At 58.6% G+C, this 20,291-nt stretch carries 18 protein-coding genes; 9 read left to right on the top strand and 9 right to left on the bottom strand.

The genetic code is table 11. From position 1 onward, the window contains the following. Window positions 1-5 precede the first annotated feature (5 nt). Together ACR0ES_RS03405 and ACR0ES_RS03400 are read left to right on the top strand one after the other, a co-directional pair. Window positions 6-512, top strand: coding sequence for a peptidylprolyl isomerase (locus ACR0ES_RS03405; RefSeq protein WP_209503601.1), 507 nt, complete (start codon window positions 6-8; stop codon window positions 510-512). Then, a complete protein-coding gene (locus ACR0ES_RS03400) occupies window positions 505-1,062 on the top strand; it encodes a peptidylprolyl isomerase (RefSeq protein ID WP_480480435.1) in 558 nt (185 codons plus the stop codon). The genes ACR0ES_RS03405 and ACR0ES_RS03400 overlap by 8 nt, the downstream gene beginning before the upstream one ends. 41 nt (window positions 1,063-1,103) lie before the next feature. On the opposite strand, the gene ACR0ES_RS03395 is transcribed toward ACR0ES_RS03400, so the two are convergent. From ACR0ES_RS03395 to ACR0ES_RS03365, 7 genes are all read right to left on the bottom strand, one after another. Next, complete coding sequence (locus tag ACR0ES_RS03395; protein ID WP_480869493.1) at window positions 1,104-1,946, bottom strand: alpha/beta fold hydrolase; 843 nt, start codon at window positions 1,944-1,946, stop codon at window positions 1,104-1,106. Between the two features lie 98 nt (window positions 1,947-2,044). Further along, on the bottom strand, window positions 2,045-2,734 hold the full coding sequence (gene aqpZ, locus ACR0ES_RS03390) for an aquaporin Z (RefSeq protein WP_480869491.1): 690 nt from the start codon (window positions 2,732-2,734) through the stop codon (window positions 2,045-2,047). Between the two features lie 102 nt (window positions 2,735-2,836). Continuing rightward, on the bottom strand, window positions 2,837-3,658 hold the full coding sequence (locus ACR0ES_RS03385; protein ID WP_480485314.1) for a M90 family metallopeptidase: 822 nt from the start codon (window positions 3,656-3,658) through the stop codon (window positions 2,837-2,839). A gap of 118 nt (window positions 3,659-3,776) precedes the next feature. Then, window positions 3,777-4,277 (bottom strand): bactofilin family protein, encoded by a 501-nt coding sequence (locus ACR0ES_RS03380; protein ID WP_209596778.1) that lies wholly within the window; start codon window positions 4,275-4,277, stop codon window positions 3,777-3,779. After that, window positions 4,267-5,598, bottom strand: a complete 1,332-nt coding sequence (locus ACR0ES_RS03375) for a M23 family metallopeptidase (protein WP_267364276.1) — start codon at window positions 5,596-5,598, stop codon at window positions 4,267-4,269. Before ACR0ES_RS03375 ends, ACR0ES_RS03380 begins: the two co-directional genes overlap by 11 nt. A gap of 173 nt (window positions 5,599-5,771) precedes the next feature. Beyond that, entirely contained in the window at window positions 5,772-6,590 is an 819-nt protein-coding gene (locus ACR0ES_RS03370) for a ferritin-like domain-containing protein (RefSeq protein WP_480869683.1), read from the bottom strand. A gap of 91 nt (window positions 6,591-6,681) precedes the next feature. Further along, window positions 6,682-7,143 carry a peroxiredoxin gene (locus ACR0ES_RS03365; protein WP_480492993.1) on the bottom strand — a complete coding sequence of 154 codons (462 nt, stop codon included), beginning with the start codon at window positions 7,141-7,143 and terminating at the stop codon, window positions 6,682-6,684. Window positions 7,144-7,211: 68 nt separating this feature from the next. Here ACR0ES_RS03365 and ACR0ES_RS03360 point away from each other — a divergent pair, with 68 nt between their 5' ends. From ACR0ES_RS03360 to ACR0ES_RS03345, 4 genes are all read left to right on the top strand, one after another. Beyond that, window positions 7,212-10,595, top strand: a complete 3,384-nt coding sequence (locus tag ACR0ES_RS03360) for a YhdP family protein (protein WP_480869490.1) — start codon at window positions 7,212-7,214, stop codon at window positions 10,593-10,595. A 42-nt stretch (window positions 10,596-10,637) separates the two neighbouring features. Beyond that, window positions 10,638-11,687, top strand: a complete 1,050-nt coding sequence (gene queA, locus ACR0ES_RS03355) for a tRNA preQ1(34) S-adenosylmethionine ribosyltransferase-isomerase QueA (RefSeq protein ID WP_480869487.1) — start codon at window positions 10,638-10,640, stop codon at window positions 11,685-11,687. Between the two features lie 108 nt (window positions 11,688-11,795). Next, complete coding sequence (locus ACR0ES_RS03350; protein WP_480504774.1) at window positions 11,796-13,073, top strand: MFS transporter; 1,278 nt, start codon at window positions 11,796-11,798, stop codon at window positions 13,071-13,073. A 109-nt stretch (window positions 13,074-13,182) separates the two neighbouring features. After that, window positions 13,183-13,758 (top strand): DUF924 family protein, encoded by a 576-nt coding sequence (locus tag ACR0ES_RS03345; RefSeq protein WP_480869681.1) that lies wholly within the window; start codon window positions 13,183-13,185, stop codon window positions 13,756-13,758. A 38-nt stretch (window positions 13,759-13,796) separates the two neighbouring features. On the opposite strand, the gene ACR0ES_RS03340 is transcribed toward ACR0ES_RS03345, so the two are convergent. Continuing rightward, window positions 13,797-14,231: a hypothetical protein gene (locus tag ACR0ES_RS03340; RefSeq protein ID WP_480558145.1), complete on the bottom strand. Its 435-nt coding sequence runs from the start codon at window positions 14,229-14,231 to the stop codon at window positions 13,797-13,799. A 215-nt stretch (window positions 14,232-14,446) separates the two neighbouring features. Between ACR0ES_RS03340 and lpdA the strand changes: the two genes are divergently transcribed. Further along, window positions 14,447-15,841, top strand: coding sequence for a dihydrolipoyl dehydrogenase (gene lpdA, locus ACR0ES_RS03335; RefSeq protein WP_267364003.1), 1,395 nt, complete (start codon window positions 14,447-14,449; stop codon window positions 15,839-15,841). A gap of 153 nt (window positions 15,842-15,994) precedes the next feature. Here the strand turns inward: lpdA and ACR0ES_RS03330 are convergent, their stop codons facing one another. Next, window positions 15,995-17,380 carry a M20/M25/M40 family metallo-hydrolase gene (locus tag ACR0ES_RS03330; RefSeq protein WP_480869485.1) on the bottom strand — a complete coding sequence of 462 codons (1,386 nt, stop codon included), beginning with the start codon at window positions 17,378-17,380 and terminating at the stop codon, window positions 15,995-15,997. A 327-nt stretch (window positions 17,381-17,707) separates the two neighbouring features. Here ACR0ES_RS03330 and hemA point away from each other — a divergent pair, with 327 nt between their 5' ends. Together hemA and ACR0ES_RS03320 are read left to right on the top strand one after the other, a co-directional pair. After that, a complete protein-coding gene (gene hemA / locus ACR0ES_RS03325; protein WP_480584809.1) occupies window positions 17,708-18,931 on the top strand; it encodes a 5-aminolevulinate synthase in 1,224 nt (407 codons plus the stop codon). 129 nt (window positions 18,932-19,060) lie between these two features. Continuing rightward, window positions 19,061-20,266: a helix-turn-helix domain-containing protein gene (locus ACR0ES_RS03320; RefSeq protein WP_480869483.1), complete on the top strand. Its 1,206-nt coding sequence runs from the start codon at window positions 19,061-19,063 to the stop codon at window positions 20,264-20,266. Window positions 20,267-20,291: the final 25 nt, after the last annotated feature.

The raw sequence follows: 20,291 nt of genomic DNA, 5'->3' as shown, positions 1-20,291 counted from the left end.
GCCTCATGGCCGAGATCAAAGACCCCGAAAACACAATCATCATCGAGCTGAAAGGCGGCAATGTCGTCATCGAGCTGCTGCCGGATGTAGCGCCGTTGCACAGTGCGCGGATGAAGGAACTGGCCCGTGGCGGTGAATATGACAACGTGGCGTTTCACCGTGTGATCGACGGTTTCATGGCACAAACCGGCGACGTGCAGCATGGTGATATGGAAGACGGGTTCAACCTGCGCATGGCGGGCACCGGCGGTTCGTCACTGCCGAATGTTCCGGCAGAATTTTCCAAGCTGCCCCATGATCGCGGCACGCTGGGCGCGGCGCGCTCGCAGAACCCGGATTCGGCCAATTCGCAGTTCTTCATCAACTTCAAGGACAATCACTTCCTGAACGGTCAGTACACGGTCTATGGCCGGGTCATCGACGGGATGGAGCACGTCGATGCGATTGTACGCGGCGAGCCGCCTGCAAGCCCGGACCGCATGATCAGCGTCAAGGTGGCCGCAGATGCATAAACTGGCTGCGGCTTTTGCCCTGCTGGCAAGCCCGGCGCTGGCCAGCGGTTTGCAGATCGAGGTCGAAGGGGAAGGGGCCAATGGCACAATCTCGATCGACCTGTTCGAAGATGTGGCACCCCAGCATGTGGAACAGATCACCGCTCTGGCTGCTGACGGTCAGTATGACGGCGTCGTGTTTCATCGCGTAATCGATGGCTTCATGGCGCAAACCGGCGACGTGCAATACGGCAACTCGGGCGCGGACGGCTTCGACATGCGCTATGCCGGGCGCGGCGGGTCGGATCGCGCGGATCTGCCGGCCGAGTTCTCGGACGTGAGTTTTGACAGGGGTGTTGTCGGCATGGCCCGGTCCAGCGATCCGGATTCGGCCAATTCGCAGTTCTTCATCATGTTCGCCCCCGGCCCGTTTCTGGACGGCCAGTATACCGTGGTTGGTCAGGTGACCGACGGTATGGATGTGGTCGACGCGATCAAGCGGGGCGATGGCCAGAACGGTGCGATCATCGGTGCACCGGATGTGATGAAAAAAGTTACCGTTACCGAATAAGATGATTTAGCCCGGCTCAAGCGCCGGGCTTTTTCTTTGACCTATTGATCGATGAAATCGCGGATGGCACGGGTATAGGCACCGGGATCCTGAAAAGATGCGAAGTGGCTGACATCATCCAGAACAAGCAACTTGGCGCCCGGAATCGCGTCAGCAATTGCTTGTGAATGCGCCATCAGAATGGCCTCGTCATGTGCGCTTTGAACCACAAGTGTCGGGACGGTGATCGATGACAGCGCCTCAAGCCCACCGGGTTTTTCGGTGCCCCACATGGCGGCCACCCCACCAAGGAATGCCTCGAACCCGTCAGGAGTCGGGGACATGGCCGCATAATCTTGCGCCATCATGCCCACATAAGTGCCAAACACCTCGTTGGTTTCCACCGAAGGATCGATCCCGTCCAGTGTGACATTGCCTGCATGGGCAAAGTGACTGACCAGCCGATCCGGGTTGGTGGTCGAGATTGAATACCCGATATTTGCCCCGTCGGACCAGCCGACCAGATGCACCTGATCGACACCCAGATGATCCAGCAGCGCCAGATAATCCTGCGACAACAACGCGTAGGAATAGGGGCTGCCATCGTTGGTGGATCGTCCGTGCCCGCGCGTATCCGCCACGATTACCCTGTGATCCTGGGACAGGTCGGCAACCTGCGCGGCCCAGACATCGCCATGGGCAAGCCCACCGTGGATCATCAGAACCGGGGTGCCGCCCGCATCGCCATACGTGGCGTAATACATGTCGATGCCGTTGATCTCTGCCGTACCCGCTTCGGTGGCGGCGGGCATCTGGGGGGCTTGCGGGATGCTCAGCCATTTGTCTTCGGCCCAGCCTGCCGTCGCGGCGCAGCTTAGGAAAAATGCTGTGGTGAATGTCTTCATTGTATCCTCCCGTTGAACCAAAGGCCGTAACCAAGCCAGATTTGACGGAAGGATACCGTGTTTTTCAGTAATCGGGATAATTACCTTTCCCGCGCGGATCAGTCATCCGAGGACATTGCTTTCCAGATCAAAGCGCCGATTGCGCCGCCAATCAGGGGGGCTACCCAGAACAGCCAGAGCTGAGCCAGTGCAGGGCCGTCGGCAAACAGGGCAACGCCGGTTGAGCGCGCCGGGTTGACGGAGGTATTCGTCACCGGGATTGAGATCATGTGGATCAGGGTCAGCGCCAGACCGATGGCAATCGGAGCGAACCCGGCGGGTGCCTTGTCCGACGTCGCGCCCAGAATGATCAGAATGAAGAAAGCGGTCATCACGATTTCGATGATCAAAGCCGACATCAACGAATATCCCTGTGGTGAGGCCTCACCATACCCGTTTGACGCGAACCCACCGACACCAGCGAAATCGGGTGCCCCGCTGACGATCAGGTACAGAACCACTGCGGCGGCAATTGCGCCAATGACCTGTGCAACCCAATAGGGCAGAAGGTCTTTGGCCGGAAACCGTCCTCCAATCATCAGGCCCAAACTGACGGCCGGGTTGAAATGCCCGCCCGAGATTGGGCCGACCGTGTAAGCCATCGTCAAAACGGTAAGGCCAAAGGCAAAGGAAACACCAAGCCAACCGATGCCGACATCTGCCACACCAGCCGCCAGAACGGCACTGCCGCAGCCCCCCAGAACCAACCAGAACGTGCCGAAGAACTCGGCAAGTAGTTTCGATGACATAGAAAATCCTCCGCCCAATAATGAGGTTAACCGTAATTCAAGAATTAGCTTATGTTAAATTGTTGCGAACGGGGAATTTTTTTCGACGCTTCCTCAATCGGGTCAGAACGGACCGCTGTGCCATTGAGCGGGATCAAGATGAAAAAGCTTTGACAGCTGTTCATAGATTGCCGGGTCAGAGGATTTCAGTGCATGTGGACGTTCAAAGAACACTTCGACCGAAACGGCAAAGAATTCTTCGTGCCCTTCCGCGCCGTAGGGATCGATCACTGTGGGTTTTCCGTTTTCCACGGCGTGAACATGTGTCTTGTAACCGTTCAGAAAGGCGGTTTCCCATTCGCCAAAACTTTGTCCATTGCTGAGCACGGGAACACCATTGGTTGCGCCCGAGAGGTCATCAAGCTGGTGCGCGAACTCGTGAAAGACGACGTTCCGGCCATCGTGATCATTCAGGGCACCGCGCTGGCTGTGGGCCCAGGACAGGATCACGGGGCCGCGGTTCCAGCTTTCCCCGCTGCGGATGATTTCCTGTTCGGTGACGACATAGCCACTGTGGCGGCGCTGTTTTGACTTGAAGGCACCGGGGTAAACCAGAATGGTCGTCAGGTTGTCATACCACTGGTCCGTATTCACCACGAGCAGACAGGCTTGTGCGGCAATCGACACCTGCATGTCTTCGGTGACGTCCAGCCCGTCGCAGCCGACGAAATCGACCTGATCAAGAAACAGGTTGATCTTTCCTTCCAGCGCCCCGCGCAGGTCTTTGGGCAGTTTCCGGATTATCGGCACCTGAGCGTTCACAATATCGCGCTGGTGCCGGGACAGCGACGTGGCCAGCAAGGTCAGGCGGGTTTGTCGTTTCGACCAGAAGTGAAAGGCGGCAGCGCCAGCGATCAGCGCGACAACCGTCAGAAAAAGCAACATGGATCGACTGTAGCGTGATCAGTTAGGGACGAAAACGGGAAACCCGGATCAACCGGGCACGCAAAAGAAAAGACGCCACGGGTTTCCCCACGGCGTCCTGACAAGAAATGCAGTCTGCTTACTGCTTGACTTCTGCCGCCGGGTTCGATCCGGCTTTGGCGCTGCGGCCGGGGTTCAGGGGGTCGTCCTGACGCTGAACCGAGCCTTCGAAATGCGCGCCGCTTTCAATGGCGATGGTCTTGTGGATGATGTCACCTTCGACACGGGCGGTCGAGGTCAGGCGAACCTTGAGACCACGCACGCGGCCAACGATGCGACCGTTGATCACAACGTCATCTGCGGTGACTTCGCCCTTGATCGTTGCCGATTCACCAATGGTCAGCAGATGGGCGCGGATGTCGCCTTCGACAGTGCCTTCCACCTGAATGTCACCGCTGGTCTTGATGTTGCCGGTGATGTGCAGATCCGAGGACAGAACCGAGGCCGGCGGCTTGGGTTTGGGTGCCATTGCAGGTTTCGCGTCAGCCGGAGCAGGAGCCGCTGGGGTCGCCGGAGCGGCTGGTTTGGCCGCCTCGGGTGCTTTGGGTGCGGGCTCGTTGATTTTGCTTTTAGAAAACATTTTTCGCAGCCTTGATGTAAGTCATTGGGTTTACGGGATTTCCGTTCACGCGCACCTCGTAGTGCAGATGCGTGCCGGTGGACCGTCCGGTGTTACCCATATCAGCAATATGATCCCCGCGCGAGACCCTTTGGCCGACCTTTACGTTGATCTTGGTGTTATGAGCATAAAGTGTCTCAATTCCGAACGCGTGCTTGATTTTCACAAGGCGTCCGAAGCCTGATTGCCAACCGGCATGCGTGACCACGCCATCAGCGGTCGCAAAGATATCGGTGCCAGTCGCTGCGGCAAAATCCGTGCCGTTGTGCATCCGGCTACCGCCGGTTTTTGGGTCGCGGCGGCGACCATATCCGCTGGTAAAGCGAAACGCGCTTTTGACCGGGCTGGCGAAGGGGGCCTTTTCCGCCGCAATCCGGTACAGGTTCAGCTGGTCCATCTGGCGCAGCAACGTGTTTGCGCGGACTTCTTCGGGCGAAAGCTCGTCTTCTTCGCCGCGTGTGCTAAGGGATAAAGGGGTCAGCGGACCGCCCATACCGCTATATCCGCGCCGGACCTCTTCGATGATGCGATCTGTCGGCATTCCGGCCTCTCGGAACATCTTGTCCAGAGGTTCGACCGAGATGACCATCGCCTCTTCCAACTGGCGGAAAATCTCGTCGCTGCGTTCCTGCATCAGACGGATTTCCAGTTCCAGGTCGTCCCGCTGTTCCAACGCGTCCTGCGCGTTGGTGGCGATCAGGTCGCGTTCTTTGGCGGTTCGCGCCAAGGCGTCCGTCATAAAGGCCATCTGCACCGGGGCGCTGGAAACCGCGGCATACATATCGGATCCGCTGGTGTCCTGTTTCAATTGGGCCAGCTCTGAGCGCGCCTCCTCGCGCTGTTTCATCGTGGCGCGCAATGTCGTCTGGATGACTTCAATACCTGTCTCAAGCTCGCGGCGACGGTTTTCCGAGGCCAGCAGTTCCGACTGCATCGCGGAAATCTGGTCCAGCGCGGCATTGAATCGGTCCTGAGCGGCCAGTGCCTCATGCGCGCGGGAATCGCGTTCTGCCGACAGGGTGTTCAGGCGTTCCTGATAGATGGCCTGATCGCGCTTTGCCTGTTCCCGGAAATTCCCGGCCCCGATGCTGTCCATCAACAGTATGGCTGTCGCAACAGCTGTCCATCCGACCATGACGGCAACGCCGGCCACTGCGACGACCTGAGTTTCCGAACTGAGCCGGATAAATTTTGTGTCTGTGTCGGATTTCAGAAAGACCCGGCGTTCCGGGAAATGCCTCTCAAGCAGTGAGTGCAGTTTTATTGCCAGACGTGTTCGCACGCGCCCTACCTTTCATCCCCAAGATCGGAACCGGTCGTGAGTGCCTGCCGTCCCTTGCGCCGATTGCATAAAGCGGCAGGGGCGTTCGGGCAAGTTTGTTGACCAATCAGTTGCAAATGGCGCTGATATCCCGCAAAGATCGGCGAGATTTTGCCGAAAATGACGCAGAAGTGTCAGTTCGAGAGGTCTCCGGGTGCGGGCATGTCTTCGGTCAGGGGCCAGTAGAAATCGGGGGGCAACCCGGCTTCGGCCCGTTTTTCTTCGTTGAAGGGGGGCTTGAGAACACCGTGGAAGTACCGCCGGACCAGCGCGTGAAACACATCCTTGGGGTCGGCGTTTTCGCGGCCACACAGGAAGTGGAACCATTTTGAGCCGTAAGCGACGTGGCCGACTTCTTCGGCATATATCACTTCGAGCGCGGCGATGGCCTGCGCGGCCTTGGCCTTGCGGAATATCTCGATCATGCCGGGAGTGACATCCAGCCCACGCGCCTCAAGCACCATGGGTACAACGGCCAGCCGCCCCATCAGATCTTCGGCTGTATCTTCGGCGGCGCGCCACATGCCAGCATGGGCGGGCAGGGCGCCATAGTGGCTGCCCATCTGTTCCAGACAATCGCAGACCATCTCGAAATGGCGCGATTCTTCTTCGGCGCATTTCACCCAGTCATCATAGAACCCAATGGGCATGGGTACATGGCCAAAGCGCGCGATGATGTCCCAGTGCAGATCAACGGCGTTCAGTTCGATATGGGCAACCGCGTGCAGCAGGGCAATGCGCCCGGCCTCGGTACCCGGTTTCCGTTTGGGTACCTCACGCGGGGACAACAGCTCGGGCTTGTCCGGACGCGCGGGGGACAGGGGCGGTGATGCGGTGCCGATCTCGATCGGCTCACCCTCGGCCTTGCGGGAGGCAAACCACGCGGCGGCATGGGCTTTGGACAGGGCGGTTTTGGCCCGCCCGTCCGCTGTTGTCAGAACCTCTGTCGCCATCTGTGTCAGTGTTTTGGGCACCGGGTCGCTCCGCCTTTGGCATGTCAGCGCGGGTGATAGACCGGATGGCGCGGCAGGTCGAGAGGGGGGCTTAGAGCGCCTTCACCGCTTCCAGCACCTCATCCACATGGTCGGGCACCTTGACCTTGCGCCAGACCTTGGCAATGCGTCCCTCGCTATCAATGACAAAGGTCGATCGCTCGATCCCCATCGATTTCCGGCCATACATGTTCTTTTCAACCCATACGCCATAGTCTTCGCAGACGGTCGAACCTTCGTCCGACAAGAGCGGAGTGGTCAGCCCGTGTTTGGCGACAAACTTGTCATGCTTGGCGACGCTGTCCCGCGAAATGCCGAAAACGTGAGCCCCTGCCTCGGTAAACGCCTGAAGCTGCTCTGAGAAACCGATGGATTCCTTGGTGCAGCCCGGCGTATCATCACGGGGATAGAAGAACAAAACCACGGTGCCACCGCGCAACGCCGAAAGCGTCACCTCGCCACCGCCGTCGCGCGGCAAAGTGAAGTCGGGGGCGATGTCTGAAACGTCGGGCATTGGAAACTCCGCTAAAGGTTTTTAAAGGCTGCCCGTCATCATAGGGCAACGCGTGCGGGTTGGAAGGCGTGGATAGCAAATTGAAGCAGCACGAAGACGACGAAGCAAAACCGGGCAAGCCCGTGCGCCGTCGGTCGCGCCGCCGCACCGCTGGTCTGTGGGCTATGCGTGGGGCCATCGTGCTGGTGCTTCTGGCGATGTTTACCGGTTTCATGGTCGTGGGACAGAGAATGCACGCGCCGGTCTGGCTGCGCGATAGGGTCGAAGCCCGGCTGGAACGGGCGCTGGGCGGGCTGCAAATCCGGTTTGGAGACGTCAGTTTCATCATTCACGAAGGCTGGCGACCCCGTCTGCGGCTGACCGATGTTGCCATCAGTGACGCGGCGGGCCAGCAGATTGCGCAGGTATCCGATATGCGCGCCAGCCTGGCCATGCGCCCCTTGCTGCGCGGTCAGGTCCGGCCCAAGCGCATCATTCTGAGTGGCGCGCAGATCGCCATGACCCGCGATCAGGACGGGGCGCTGACCCTGACCGTGGGATCGGGCAGCGCGCCGGTTCAGGAAGCGCCGGACCTTGCACAGCTGATCGAGACCTCGGACGAGGTCTTTCAATCTCCGATACTGTCGGCGCTGACCTCGGTCGAACTTGATGCGATTACGCTGGATTACCGCGACCTGCGGCAGGGGCGGTCGTGGGTTCTGGACGGTGGGCATATTCAGGCGAACCGCAGTGATAACGAAGTGCGGCTTGCAACCGGGTTTTCGGTTCTGGCCGGGCGTGACTATGTCAGCAGTATCGAGGCCAACTATACCAGCGTGCTGGGCACGCCTGCCGCCAGCTTTGGCATCTCGGTCACCGATCTTCCGGCCGAAGACATAGCAGGCCAAAGCCCGGCCCTTGCCTGGTTGCAGGTTCTGCGCGCACCGATTTCAGGGGCTTTGCGGGGCAGTGTCGATGAGAACGGGGCCACAGGAACCGTGTTCGCAACCCTCAATCTGGGGGCCGGGGCGGTGCAGCCCAACCCGGAAACGCGCCCGGTTCCTTTCGAATCTGCCCGCACGTATTTCACCTATGACCCGAAAGCCCAGATGCTGGATTTCAATGAGGTTTCGGTGGTGTCGGCCTGGGGCACAGTTCAGGCCGATGGAAAGGCGTTTCTGCAAGGGGCTGAAGACGGTGTGCTGGACAGTCTGGAGACGCAACTGCGCTTGTCCGGGATCAATGTGAACCCGGCAAATCTTTTCCCGGAGCCGATTCAGCTGTCGCGTGCCAGCGTGGATTTCAAGATGGCGTTCAACCCGTTCCAGTTGCGCCTTGGCCAGATGACTATCGAGGATCCGGGTCATACCGTGCGCGCCTTCGGGGTTTTGCACGGGCGTCCAGATGGCTGGGCTGTGGCGCTGGATGCCCATCTGGATCAGATGAGCTCGGACAATGTTCTGAGTTACTGGCCCGAGCGTCTGGCGCCGAAGCCACGGGAATGGGTGACGGAAAACCTCTATCAGGGGGTTTTGTCGGACATGGATTTCGCCCTGCGTCTGGAGCCCGGTTCCAAACCGGATCTGTATCTTGATTTCGGGTTCGAGCAAGCCAAGGTTCGCTTTGCAAAGACCCTGCCGCCAATCGAAGATGCACAAGGTCAGGCCAGTCTGATCGACAGCCGGTTTACGGTCACCGCGCAGCAGGGGGTGGTGGTCGCCGATGACGGGGGGAGTGTGGATGCCGCGGGGACGTCCTTCATCATACCTGACACGGATATCAAGAAATCCGCGCCCGGCATCGCGCGTATTCAGGCAAGGGGCAGCGTGACTTCTGCATTGTCGCTGCTGGACCGACCACCGCTGGAATTGCTGAGCAAGGCCGGGTTACCCGTTGATGTTGCCAAAGGCACGGTTGCGTTGACCGGAACGCTGTCCCTGCCGCTGATAAAAGAGCTAAAGTTTCAGGATACCGAATTTCACTTCAACGGAACGCTGGCCAATCTGTCCAGTGACCGTCTGGTGCCGGGATTTTCCGTAAGTGCCCCGATGCTGGATATTTCCGGCAATCAGTCGGGTGTTCAGATTCAGGGGCTGGGTCAGTTCGGCGATGTTCCGCTAGAAGCACTTTGGCAGCAGCCTATTGACGGCGAAACCGAACAGCGCAGCACCTTGACCGGCCAGATCGAACTGTCCCCGCGTCTGATGGATGAGATCAGGGCCGGCCTGCCGCCGGGGATGCTGACGGGCAAAGGGGTTGCCGATATTACACTGGGCCTGGGCGCTGGGGCACCTCCGAAACTGTCTGTTGCTTCGGACCTTCAGGGCGTCGCACTTGCCATCCCTGAACTCGGCTGGCGCAAGGCGGCGAACACCAAAGGATCGCTGACTGCCGACGCGACGTTGGGCGCGCAGCTGAAGGTGGACGACCTGCGGATCAACGCAGCGGGACTGCGCACAACCGCATCCATTTCCTTTCACGAAAACGGTGAATATGACCGTGTCCAGTTCAGCTCGTTCGATCTGGGGGACTGGCTCGCGGTTCCGGCGGAACTGATCGGGCGGGGGGCTGCTGTCCCGGATATCCGCGTCTTAGGCGGTGTGCTGAACATGGGGCGTGCAAACTTCGGGGAAAGCGGCGGATCGGGCGGAGGCGGAGGTGCCGGACCAAAACTGGACGTGACATTGGACCGTCTTCAGGTCACCGAAACTGTTGCGCTGACAGGTTTCCGGGGTGCGTTCCAGACGACCGGTGGCGTAAATGGCACCTTCACAGCGCGGGTGAACGGCGGTGCGGCTGTTTCCGGTCAAGTGACCCCGCGAGGAAATCGAAGCGCCGTTGACCTGACGTCGAAAGACGCGGGGGCCGTTTTGCGATCAGCCGGGGTTCTGACACAGGCGCGCGGCGGTGATCTGGACCTAAAGCTTGAACCAGTAGCTGCGCCCGGCAGTTACGACGTGATCCTGAAGATCGTTAATACCCGGATCACCGATGCCCCGGCCATGGCCGCGATCCTGAACGCGATCAGCCTTGTTGGTCTGCTGGACGAGATGGCCGGGCAGGGGATCTTCTTTTCGGCGATTGACAGCCGCATGAGGATATCACCCACCGACATCAAAGTGCTGAGTGGCAGCGCTGTTGGCCCGTCAATGGGGCTTTCGTTTGATGGCACAATCGACACCGTGAACAGCCTGCTGAACCTGCGGGGGGCGATTTCACCGATTTACCTTCTCAATGCCGTTGGCAGCGTATTTACCCGCAAGGGTGAAGGCGTCTTTGGGTTCAATTACACGCTCACCGGGCCGATATCCTCGCCCAAAGTCGCGGTGAACCCTCTGTCCGGTCTGGCGCCCCTTTTTCTGCGTGATCTCTTGCGTCAGCCTGCGCCAACGGTCTCGGACGGCCCCAATGCTGCGCCGGTGGAACCTGACGAGCCGAAACCGACTTTTGGCTCTCCTCCCAGTGACCGCTGACGGGATATGGCAGAATCTTTTGCGGGGTTGTAAGGCGCGGTCATGAAGCTCAGCGATTTTGATTTTGACCTGCCCGACGACCTGATTGCCACGCGGCCTGCCAGCCCGCGATCCTCTGCGCGCCTGCTTGTGGCGCAGGGGGGTGCTACAGTGGACAGCGACGTGTTCGATCTGCCCGATTTCCTGCGGCCGGGCGACCGGCTGGTGCTGAACGACACGCGCGTTATCCCGGCGCGCCTGAACGGGCGGCGCCACAGGGACAGCGCGCAAGGCCCGGTTTCCGCCGGGATCGAGGCCACTCTGCTGGATCCGCAAGCCGATGGCACCTGGTCTGCGCTCATCAAGCCGCTGAAGAAAGTGAAGCCGGGGGAAGTGATCGTGTTTTCGGCCGATCTGAGCGCGACGCTGGATCGGGTGGAAGACGGGCAGGCCATTTTGCGCTTCAATCTTAGCGGAGAAGATTTCGACAAGGCGCTGGATCAGGCCGGTGCGATGCCGTTGCCGCCCTATATCGCCGCCAAACGTCCGGCGGATGAGCAGGACAAGACGGATTATCAGACCATCTGGGCCCGCAGGTCCGGTGCGGTGGCAGCCCCGACCGCCTCGTTGCATTTTGACGATGCCCTGATGCAGGCTTTGTCGGAACGGGGTGTCGCCGTCACACATGTGACCCTGCATGTTGGCGCCGGAACCTTCCTGCCGGTCAAGGTCGAGGATGTGACAACCCACAAGATGCATGCCGAATGGGGGCAGGTCAGCGCCGAGGCTGTCGCCGAGATACAGGCCACCAAAGCTGCTGGCGGGCGTGTCATCCCGGTGGGCACCACTGCCCTGCGCCTGATCGAAAGTGCTGCGCGTTCGGGCACGATCGAACCGTGGGAAGGTGACACCGATATCTTCATCTATCCCGGTTTCCGGTTTCACGTTACCGATGCGCTGATGACAAATTTTCATCTGCCGAAATCCACGTTGCTGATGCTGGTTTCGGCGTTGATGGGTCAGGACCGGATGCGCGAGGTTTACGCCCATGCCATCGCGCAGAAATACCGTTTCTTTTCTTATGGCGATGCGTCGCTTTTGATCCCCGGATAGGCGCGCATACGGCATCACCGACAGGGAATGTCGTAGACAAGCGCGATGGAAGCGGTCTTTGATCGCAGAACAAAACTCAAACCAGCTTGGCACCTATCGGAGGCCCAAATGATTCAGGTTCTGTCCAGCGCATGGGCATTGTTGCTCGGCATGGGGTTGCTGATGGTCGGAAACGGCCTTCAGGGCACGATCCTGGGTGTTCGCGGACAACTCGAGGGGTTTTCAACTCTTGAGATGTCTTTTGTAATGTCAGCATATTTTGTTGGTTTTCTGGGCGGTTCACGGCTTGCGCCCGAGATGATCCGGCGTGTTGGCCATGTGCGGGTCTTTGCGGCACTGGCGTCTTTCATTTCGGCCGTGATGATCATGTATCCGATGCTGGCAGACCCGATTGCCTGGGTTCTGGGGCGCGTGGTGATCGGGTTCTGTTTCTCGGGTGTTTACGTCACTGCGGAAAGCTGGCTCAACAACGCAGCCAATAATGAAAACCGCGGTCAGGCCCTGTCGCTTTACATGATCGTTCAGATGTTGGGTATCATCGGCGCGCAGGGCCTTTTCCTGTTGGGCGACCCGGCCGGGTACGAAACATTCGTGATCGCCTCGATCCTTGTTTCGGTTTCTTTCGCACCGATTTTGCTGTCGATCTCACCAACTCCGGCGTTCGATACCACCAAGCCGATGACGTTGCGGGAGTTGATGAAAAGCTCTCCGCTGGGGTGTGTCGGCATGTTCCTGCTGGGGGGCGTGTTTTCGGCGCAGTTCGGGATGTCGGCGGTTTATGGGGCTCAGGCCGGATTGTCCTTGGTTGAAATCTCGGCATTTGTGGCGGCGTTCTATGTTGGGGCAATTGTCCTGCAATACCCGCTGGGCTGGTTTTCCGACAGGATGGACAGGCGTTTTCTGATCCTGTTGGTTGCGGCAACCGGGGCTGTTGGCGCCGTCAGTGGTATGCTTTATGGCTTTTCCTTCGAAATCCTTCTGGCGTCTGCTTTTGTGATCGGCGGAATGACCAACCCTTTGTATTCATTGCTGATTGCGCACACCAACGATTTTCTGGAATACGAAGATATGGCCGCAGCATCCGGCGGCCTGATCTTTATCAACGGCCTTGGTGCAATTACCGGACCTGTTATCACAGGTTGGCTGATGGGGGATGCAGTGTTTGGCCCTCCGGGCTTTTTCCTGATCATCGCCGTGTTGCTTGTCGCGTTGGCCGCCTATTCGGTCTACCGGATGACCCAGCGTGCAGCCATTCCTGTTGATGAAACCAGCACCATGTCGACGCTTTATCCAACCGCATCGCCCGTTGCATTCGAGGTTGCACAGGAAGTTGCGATAGAGGCGGCAGAAGCCGAGTTCGAAGAGGGTTCGCGCGAAACCGCTTGAGACACGGAATTATGTCGTTTGTGTTGCAATATGTTACTGTAACAGTTCTGTAAAAGGGACTTAAATGACGTTACGTCTGGGGCGCGGGCAATTGACGGAGTTTAAGGCAATGGTAACGCCTGAAGAAGTATTGAGTTTTTGGTTAGATGAAGTTGGCCCTAAGGGCTGGTATATTGAAAATGAGGCGCTGGACGCAGACATTCGGGCGCGGTTTCAGCCAACTTGGGAAGCAGCGGCAGCAGGCCGGTTTTCGCTCTGGCTGACTTATCCCAGCGGGGCGCTTGCTTATATCATCCTGACAGATCAGTTCCCACGTAACATGTTCCGGGGGGAGGCGCGTGCCTTCTCGACCGATCGTGCGGCATTGGCGGCAGCAAAATGCGCAGTCGACAAAGGCTGGGACAAGAAGATCGACGAACCGGCCAGACAGTTCTTTTACCTGCCCATGATGCACTCGGAAAACCTGTGTGATCAGGAACGCTGTGTGCGTCTGATCTGCCAAAACATGAGCAGCGACGCAAGCAACCTGCTGCACGCCAGAGCGCATCGCGAGGTGATCCGCAAGTTTGGTCGTTTCCCGTATCGGAACGCAGCGTTGTCCCGCAGCTCGACCCCGCACGAAACTGCTTATGTCGACATGGGCGGGTACGGGACAACCGTGCGCGAACTACAGGCAACGGGCTAAGCGCTAAACCGCAACCGCGCTTTGGCCGCGGCTGCGCTTTATGACTTAGGCGTGCATCCACTTAATGCCAGAACGCGTTCCGCTGCGATATCGGCACCGGTTTGGATCGCCTGCGCAATCAGCACTTCTGGCGTGTCAGCAAGTTCCGAAATCCGCTCCTGAACCGTTTGCAGCTTCTGTTCTGCTGCATTCAGGCGGCCCAGCGTTGCCTGGAGGTTTTGCGCGGCTTGGCTGTCTGCCAACGTGTCTTGATGTGAAATCGCCGCCAAATCAGTCCGCAGCGCCGCAAGCTCGTCCCGAATGCCCTTCGCCTCATCCCGGAGGGGGGCCACGGCCTGAACCGTATGCGAGACTTCAGCAGTGATGCTTTCGGCTTTCGACGCCAGTTTCCAGCCCAGAAACAGGCACAGCGCAACAAGTATCAATGTGGCGTTGAGCAGGGCAAGCAGCAGATCTTTCAGAGTTTTGGCCATGGTCAGCCCCTTGAATGGGTTGAGAAAAGAATAGGTCCGACCGGTGTCGGCGTTTCTTTTCTAGCCATTGCATGGCCCGGGGTATAGGCTGAAATCCGCAAGTTCAGGCATCGCTTACCCTGCGTCCTATTTGTCGCGGGACGGGTATATTGATGCGTTCCGAATAATAGTTTAATGGTAAACTAAATTTTCAACTCCTGCGCCGAGAGGAACACATGGCTGCACAATCCTATGATCTGATCGTAATCGGGGCTGGCCCCGGCGGCTATGTCGCTGCAATCCGCGCAGCCCAGCTGGGCTTGAAAACCGCGGTTGTCGAGCGCGAGCATTTGGGGGGGATCTGCCTGAACTGGGGCTGTATTCCCACCAAGGCGCTGTTGCGGTCGTCCGAAGTGTTCCATCTGATGGAGCGCGCCAAGGATTTCGGTCTGAAAGCCGAAAAGATCGGATATGATCTGGATGCGGTGGTCAAACGATCCCGTGGCGTGGCCGCACAGCTGTCAGGTGGCATCGGCCATCTGCTGAAGAAGAACAAGGTTGCCGTTGTGATGGGTCAGGCCACGATCCCCGCAAAGGGCAGGGTCAGCGTCAAGACCGACAAAGGCACCGAGGAACTGACCGCCAAGAACATCATTCTCGCAACCGGGGCACGGGCACGGGAACTGCCGGGCCTTGAAGCTGACGGCGATCTGGTCTGGACCTACAAGCACGCGCTGCAACCGCCGCGGATGCCGAAAAAACTGCTCGTCATCGGGTCTGGTGCAATCGGCATCGAGTTTGCCAGTTTCTACAATACACTGGGCGCAGACACCACGGTCGTTGAGGTGATGGACCGGGTGTTGCCGGTAGAAGATGCCGAGATCAGCGCATTGGCCAAGAAGGCGTTCACCAAACAGGGCATGACCATCATGGAAAAGGCCATGGTCAAGCAGTTGGATCGTGGCAAGGGGAAAGTGACCGCGCATATCGAGGTTAAAGGCAAGGTTGAAAAACACGAGTTCGACACAGTGATCTCGGCCGTCGGGATCGTTGGCAATGTCGAAAACCTCGGTCTGGAAGCTCTGGGTGTCAAGATCGACCGGACACATGTGGTCACGGACGCGTATTGCCGCACCGGGGTTGAGGGACTTTATGCGATCGGTGACATCGCGGGCGCGCCCTGGCTTGCGCACAAAGCAAGCCACGAGGGTGTCATGGTCGCGGACCTCATCGCTGGTCAACATGCGCATCCGGTCAAACCCGAAAGCATCGCAGGGTGCACCTATTGCCAGCCTCAGGTTGCCTCGGTTGGATATACCGAAGCAAAAGCTAAAGAACTGGGTTACGACATCAAAGTCGGCCGCTTCCCCTTTATCGGCAATGGCAAGGCCATCGCTTTGGGTGAACCGGACGGGCTGATCAAAACCGTATTCGATGCAAAAACAGGCGAGTTGCTGGGCGCCCACATGATCGGTGCCGAAGTCACCGAACTGATTCAGGGATACGTGGTTGGTCGCCAGTTGGAGACAACGGAAGAAGACCTGATGAACACCGTCTTCCCGCACCCGACACTGTCAGAGATGATGCACGAAAGCGTGCTGGATGCCTATGGCCGCGTGATCCATATGTAAGATCGGCGTATTTGCCCCGACCGGGTGGGGGCTCTGCCCCCGCCGCGCGTGCCGCGCGCCTCCCCCGGGATATTTTGGGCCAGATGAAGCAGGGATCCTTTATTCATCTGGCTGCAAATATCCCGGAGCGCGAGGCAGAGCCTCGCAAAAAACCTATGTGTTCAAAGCATCCAGAATGCGCGCCCATGACCGGATGCCCTTGTGGAAGCTTTTCACGTCATATTTCTCGTTCGGCGAATGGATGGCATCATCTTCGTTTGCATATCCAACCAGCATCGAGTCGAGCCCCAGAACGGTGTTGAAATAGCCGACAACAGGGATTGATCCCCCCATGCCGGTGAACACTGCCTCGCGGTCCCATTCATCCGACAGCGCGCCGCGCGCGGCTTCGAATTCGGAGCGGGTGATATTCATGACCGAAGCGGGAGAGCCTTCCATGTCGTTGTCCCAGACCACTTTGGCGTCAGGGGAGAGCCGATCCTCGACATGTTTGCGGATTTTGGCGCGCAGCGCGTCCGGGTCCATGTCACCAACAAGGCGGCAGGTAATTTTGCAATGGGCCTTGGACGGAATAACGGTTTTGGAGCCCGCACCGTTATAACCGCCCCACAGACCGTTCACTTCGAGCGTTGGTCGTGCCCATTGTTGCTCCAAGGTGGAGTACCCCTTTTCGCCATGCGGTTGGGTGTAGCCGACCGAATTCAGATAATCCGCTTCGTCGAAGCCGCAATTCTGCCATTGGCGCAACTGGTCTTCGGGTACTTCATGCACACCTTCGTAGAACCCGTCGACCGCGACCCGCCCGGTTTCGTCGTCATAAAAAGAGGTCACGATTTTCGACAGTTCGCGCAGCGGGTTCAGGCCCGGGCCGCCATAGTGGCCGGAATGCAGGTCGATGCGTGGTCCCACGATGGTAAATTCGTCCTTCAGCATGCCCCTCAACTGCGCCGCAATCGACGGAACGCCGCGTGACACCATGGATGTATCGCAGACCAGCGCCAGATCCGCTTTGAGTTCGGCGGCATTTTCCTTGAGGAAAGGAACCAGTGAGGGCGAGCCTGATTCTTCTTCGCCCTCGAAAAAGAAAGTGATGCGGCAGGGCAAGGATCCGTGCACGGCCTTCCAGGCGCGGCAGGCTTCGACAAAAGTCATCAGCTGACCCTTGTCGTCTGATGCTCCGCGTCCGCGGATGACCGGACCGGTTTCGGTGTCCTCAATGGCGGGATCGAACGGATCCCGTTTCCACAGGTTCAGCGGATCGACCGGCTGCACATCGTAGTGGCCGTAAAACAGGAAATGCGGCGCAGTCGCCTCCTCACCCACGTGACCGACAACCATTGGGTGGCCCGGTGTTTCCCGTTTCTCAGCCGCAATTCCGATACTGTTCAGATCGGCAACCAGCCAGTCTGCGGCGCGGCTGACCTCGGCCTTGTATGCGGGGTCGGTCGAAATCGACGGGATGCGCAGCAGTTCCATCAGGCGGTCGATCGAGGTTTGCAAATCTTCGTCAATCCGGTTCAGCACGGCGTCTAGCGACATGGGGGGCTCCTGCCTGTTTTTTTGTTCCTGCGAACCCTAGCAGCGTTGTCGGCGCCGTCCAGAGGTGTTGACACGGATTGCGGCCCGGCAGTGTAAGCTTGGGTAGGGCGGCGAGCCCTGCGTCGTTTCCACGCGTCCGATGGCCGTAACTTTACTTGTCGGACGGGGTGCAAACTTATATTTGATGCAAATCAAAGTTGGGTTCACCTTTTCGGCTGTAACCAGCTGAATAAGGGAACACAAAGCCACCGAAACAGGGTAAGCTGTGGGATGTGGCGAAAATATCGCCCAGTGGGAAACCGGATACGGGCGTTCAAGGAGGGTCCTTTGGACTATACTGCTCAGCTCGATTCAGCGATTGCCAGGCTGCATGATGAAGGTCGTTACCGGACCTTTATCGATATCGAACGTCGCAATGGACATTTCCCCCATGCGGTGCGCACGCGTCCGGACGGGTCACAGCAGAATATCACCGTATGGTGCGGCAACGATTATCTGGGCATGGGGCAAAACCCCTTCGTTCTGAATGCAATGCACGAAGCTGTTGATGCAGCCGGTGCAGGTTCGGGCGGTACACGCAATATCTCGGGCACCACAGTTTATCACAAAAGGCTTGAGGCTGAACTGGCCGATCTGCACGGCAAGGAAGCCGCGCTGCTTTTTACCAGCGCCTATATCGCCAATGACGCAACGCTCAGCACGCTGCCCAAACTGTTCCCGGGCCTGATCATCTATTCTGACGCGCTGAACCATGCCTCGATGATCGAAGGCGTACGCCGGAATGGCGGGGCTAAGCGCATCTTCCGGCACAATGACGTGGCGCATCTGCGCGAACTGCTTGAGGCGGATGACCCCGCCGCGCCCAAACTGGTCGTATTCGAGTCGGTTTATTCAATGGATGGCGATTTTGGTCCAATCGAAGAAATCTGTGATCTGGCAGATGAATTCGGCGCGCTGACCTATATCGATGAAGTGCATGCCGTGGGCATGTATGGCCCCCGCGGGGGCGGTGTGACCGAGCGCGATAACCTTGCCCACCGGATCGACATCATCAACGGCACGCTGGCAAAAGCCTATGGCGTGATGGGCGGCTATATCGCGGCCAGCGCCAAGATGTGCGACGCCGTGCGGTCATACGCACCGGGCTTTATCTTTACCACGTCCCTGCCACCTGCGGTTGCGGCCGGGGCTGCAGCATCTGTTGCCTACCTGAAAACTGCACCTGAACTGCGCGAGCAGCATCAGACGCAGGCCAAAATCCTCAAGCTGCGGTTGAAGGGGATGGGACTGCCGCTGATCGACCACGGAAGCCATATCGTGCCCGTGATCGTCGGAAACCCGGTCCATACCAAGAAGCTCAGCGATATGCTGTTGGATGATTACGGCATTTATGTGCAACCGATCAATTTCCCGACCGTTCCGCGCGGAACCGAGCGTCTGCGCTTTACCCCTTCTCCGGTGCATGGACCTGACGAAATGAACCGTCTGGTACAGGCGATGGACGAACTTTGGTCACATTGTGCGCTAAATCGCGCCGAACTTGCCGGTTAACCTCACGCCAAAGTGTGCAACGTATTTGCCGCGTGTTAAGCTTACGCTAACAAAATTGGCAGACGAATCGTTTTGGGGATGATTCGCCGCTAACGCGAAACACGCGACAGGCAGAATGGGGCAGCAGGAATGATTGGGCGCAGATCACAGCGCGAATCTGATAAGGACGTAGATGTCAGACCCAAAGGGTTTGATGACTACGAGGTACGCCTTGGTGACAAGATGCGCGGCGAACGCGCAACCATGGGCAAATCCCTGTTGGATGTTCAGCGCGAGTTGAGGATCAAAGCCAACTACATTGCTGCCATCGAAAACGCGGATCCCGACGCCTTTGACACGCCCGGCTTTATCGCCGGGTATGTGCGTTCTTATGCGCGTTATCTGGGTATGAACCCGGATGAAACATTCTCGACTTTCTGCGCGGAAAGCGGTTTTTCGGTCGCGCATGGCATGTCGGCCGAGGCTTCGGTGGTGCGAAAGCCGACCGGTGCGCTTCCGGCGCGTGGGCCAATGGGGCGCGATCCCTTCATCTCGCCCAATACGCCGTACATTCCGGGCAAGGAATCTCTGGTCAGTCAGATTGAACCGCGCGCCATCGGCTCGTCGCTGGTGCTGTTGGCGGTAATTGGCGGCATCGGCTATGGCGGGTGGGCCGTTCTGAACAAGATCCAGCAGGTGCAGGTCAGCCCGGTTGAACAAGCGCCTGTGGTGCTGTCCGACCTTGATCCGCTGGATGCCGTGCGCGGCGGCGTTGTCGATGATGTGGTTGCTGCGGCGAATACCGAAGCACTGGACCGTCTCTATCGTCCGCAGGCCTTGGATGTTCCGGTTCTGGTCGCTCGGGATGCGCCGATTTCGACCCTTGATCCGCGCGATGTCGGAACCTTCCGCCCGCCAAGCCTGCCGCAGTTCGAAGTTGCCGAAGTGCACACGGTTGAACGACCAGCTTTGCCTCAGGTCGTGGAACAGGTTGATACCACGCTGAAAATCGTTGCTGTCGATCCATCTTGGATGCGGGTAACGGCGGGAGATGGCAGTGTCATTTTCGAAGGGACGCTTGGGACGGTCGAGCAAGGCAGTGTCTTTGAGGTTCCGCTGACAGAAGAACCGCCGCTGTTGCGGGCAGGGGCGTCGGGATCGGTTTATTTCTCGATGAACGGCGAGCACTATGGCCCGGCAGGGGCACCCGGCACGGTTGCCAAAGGGGTGATCCTTTCGAAAGACGCAGTTTCGGAAGTTTATGCCGTTGCCGATCTTGAAGCGGATCAGAACAGCGCGCTCAAGCAGCTGGTGGCTGAACTGCAAACCGCGGCGACAGAAGCGCCCGCCGAGTGATCTTGCCATTGCGGTAACCCCTTTG

The organism is Ruegeria sp. N7, from assembly GCF_056531345.1.
Note: the sequence above shows the minus strand (reverse complement) of the source record. Positions and strands in the feature narration are given on the sequence as shown.

Coding starts and splice junctions, on each gene's coding strand:
- ACR0ES_RS03385 (WP_480485314.1), bottom strand. CDS start 3,658: ATGTTGCTTTTTCTGACGGTTGTCGCGCTGATCGCTGGCGCTGCCGCC.
- ACR0ES_RS03370 (WP_480869683.1), bottom strand. CDS start 6,590: ATGGCGACAGAGGTTCTGACAACAGCGGACGGGCGGGCCAAAACCGCC.
- ACR0ES_RS03395 (WP_480869493.1), bottom strand. CDS start 1,946: ATGAAGACATTCACCACAGCATTTTTCCTAAGCTGCGCCGCGACGGCA.
- queA (WP_480869487.1), top strand. CDS start 10,638: ATGAAGCTCAGCGATTTTGATTTTGACCTGCCCGACGACCTGATTGCC.
- ACR0ES_RS03400 (WP_480480435.1), top strand. CDS start 505: ATGCATAAACTGGCTGCGGCTTTTGCCCTGCTGGCAAGCCCGGCGCTG.
- ACR0ES_RS03340 (WP_480558145.1), bottom strand. CDS start 14,231: ATGGCCAAAACTCTGAAAGATCTGCTGCTTGCCCTGCTCAACGCCACA.
- ACR0ES_RS03365 (WP_480492993.1), bottom strand. CDS start 7,143: ATGCCCGACGTTTCAGACATCGCCCCCGACTTCACTTTGCCGCGCGAC.
- aqpZ (WP_480869491.1), bottom strand. CDS start 2,734: ATGTCATCGAAACTACTTGCCGAGTTCTTCGGCACGTTCTGGTTGGTT.
- ACR0ES_RS03330 (WP_480869485.1), bottom strand. CDS start 17,380: ATGTCGCTAGACGCCGTGCTGAACCGGATTGACGAAGATTTGCAAACC.
- lpdA (WP_267364003.1), top strand. CDS start 14,447: ATGGCTGCACAATCCTATGATCTGATCGTAATCGGGGCTGGCCCCGGC.
- ACR0ES_RS03345 (WP_480869681.1), top strand. CDS start 13,183: ATGGTAACGCCTGAAGAAGTATTGAGTTTTTGGTTAGATGAAGTTGGC.
- ACR0ES_RS03350 (WP_480504774.1), top strand. CDS start 11,796: ATGATTCAGGTTCTGTCCAGCGCATGGGCATTGTTGCTCGGCATGGGG.
- ACR0ES_RS03380 (WP_209596778.1), bottom strand. CDS start 4,277: ATGTTTTCTAAAAGCAAAATCAACGAGCCCGCACCCAAAGCACCCGAG.
- ACR0ES_RS03405 (WP_209503601.1), top strand. CDS start 6: ATGGCCGAGATCAAAGACCCCGAAAACACAATCATCATCGAGCTGAAA.
- ACR0ES_RS03320 (WP_480869483.1), top strand. CDS start 19,061: ATGATTGGGCGCAGATCACAGCGCGAATCTGATAAGGACGTAGATGTC.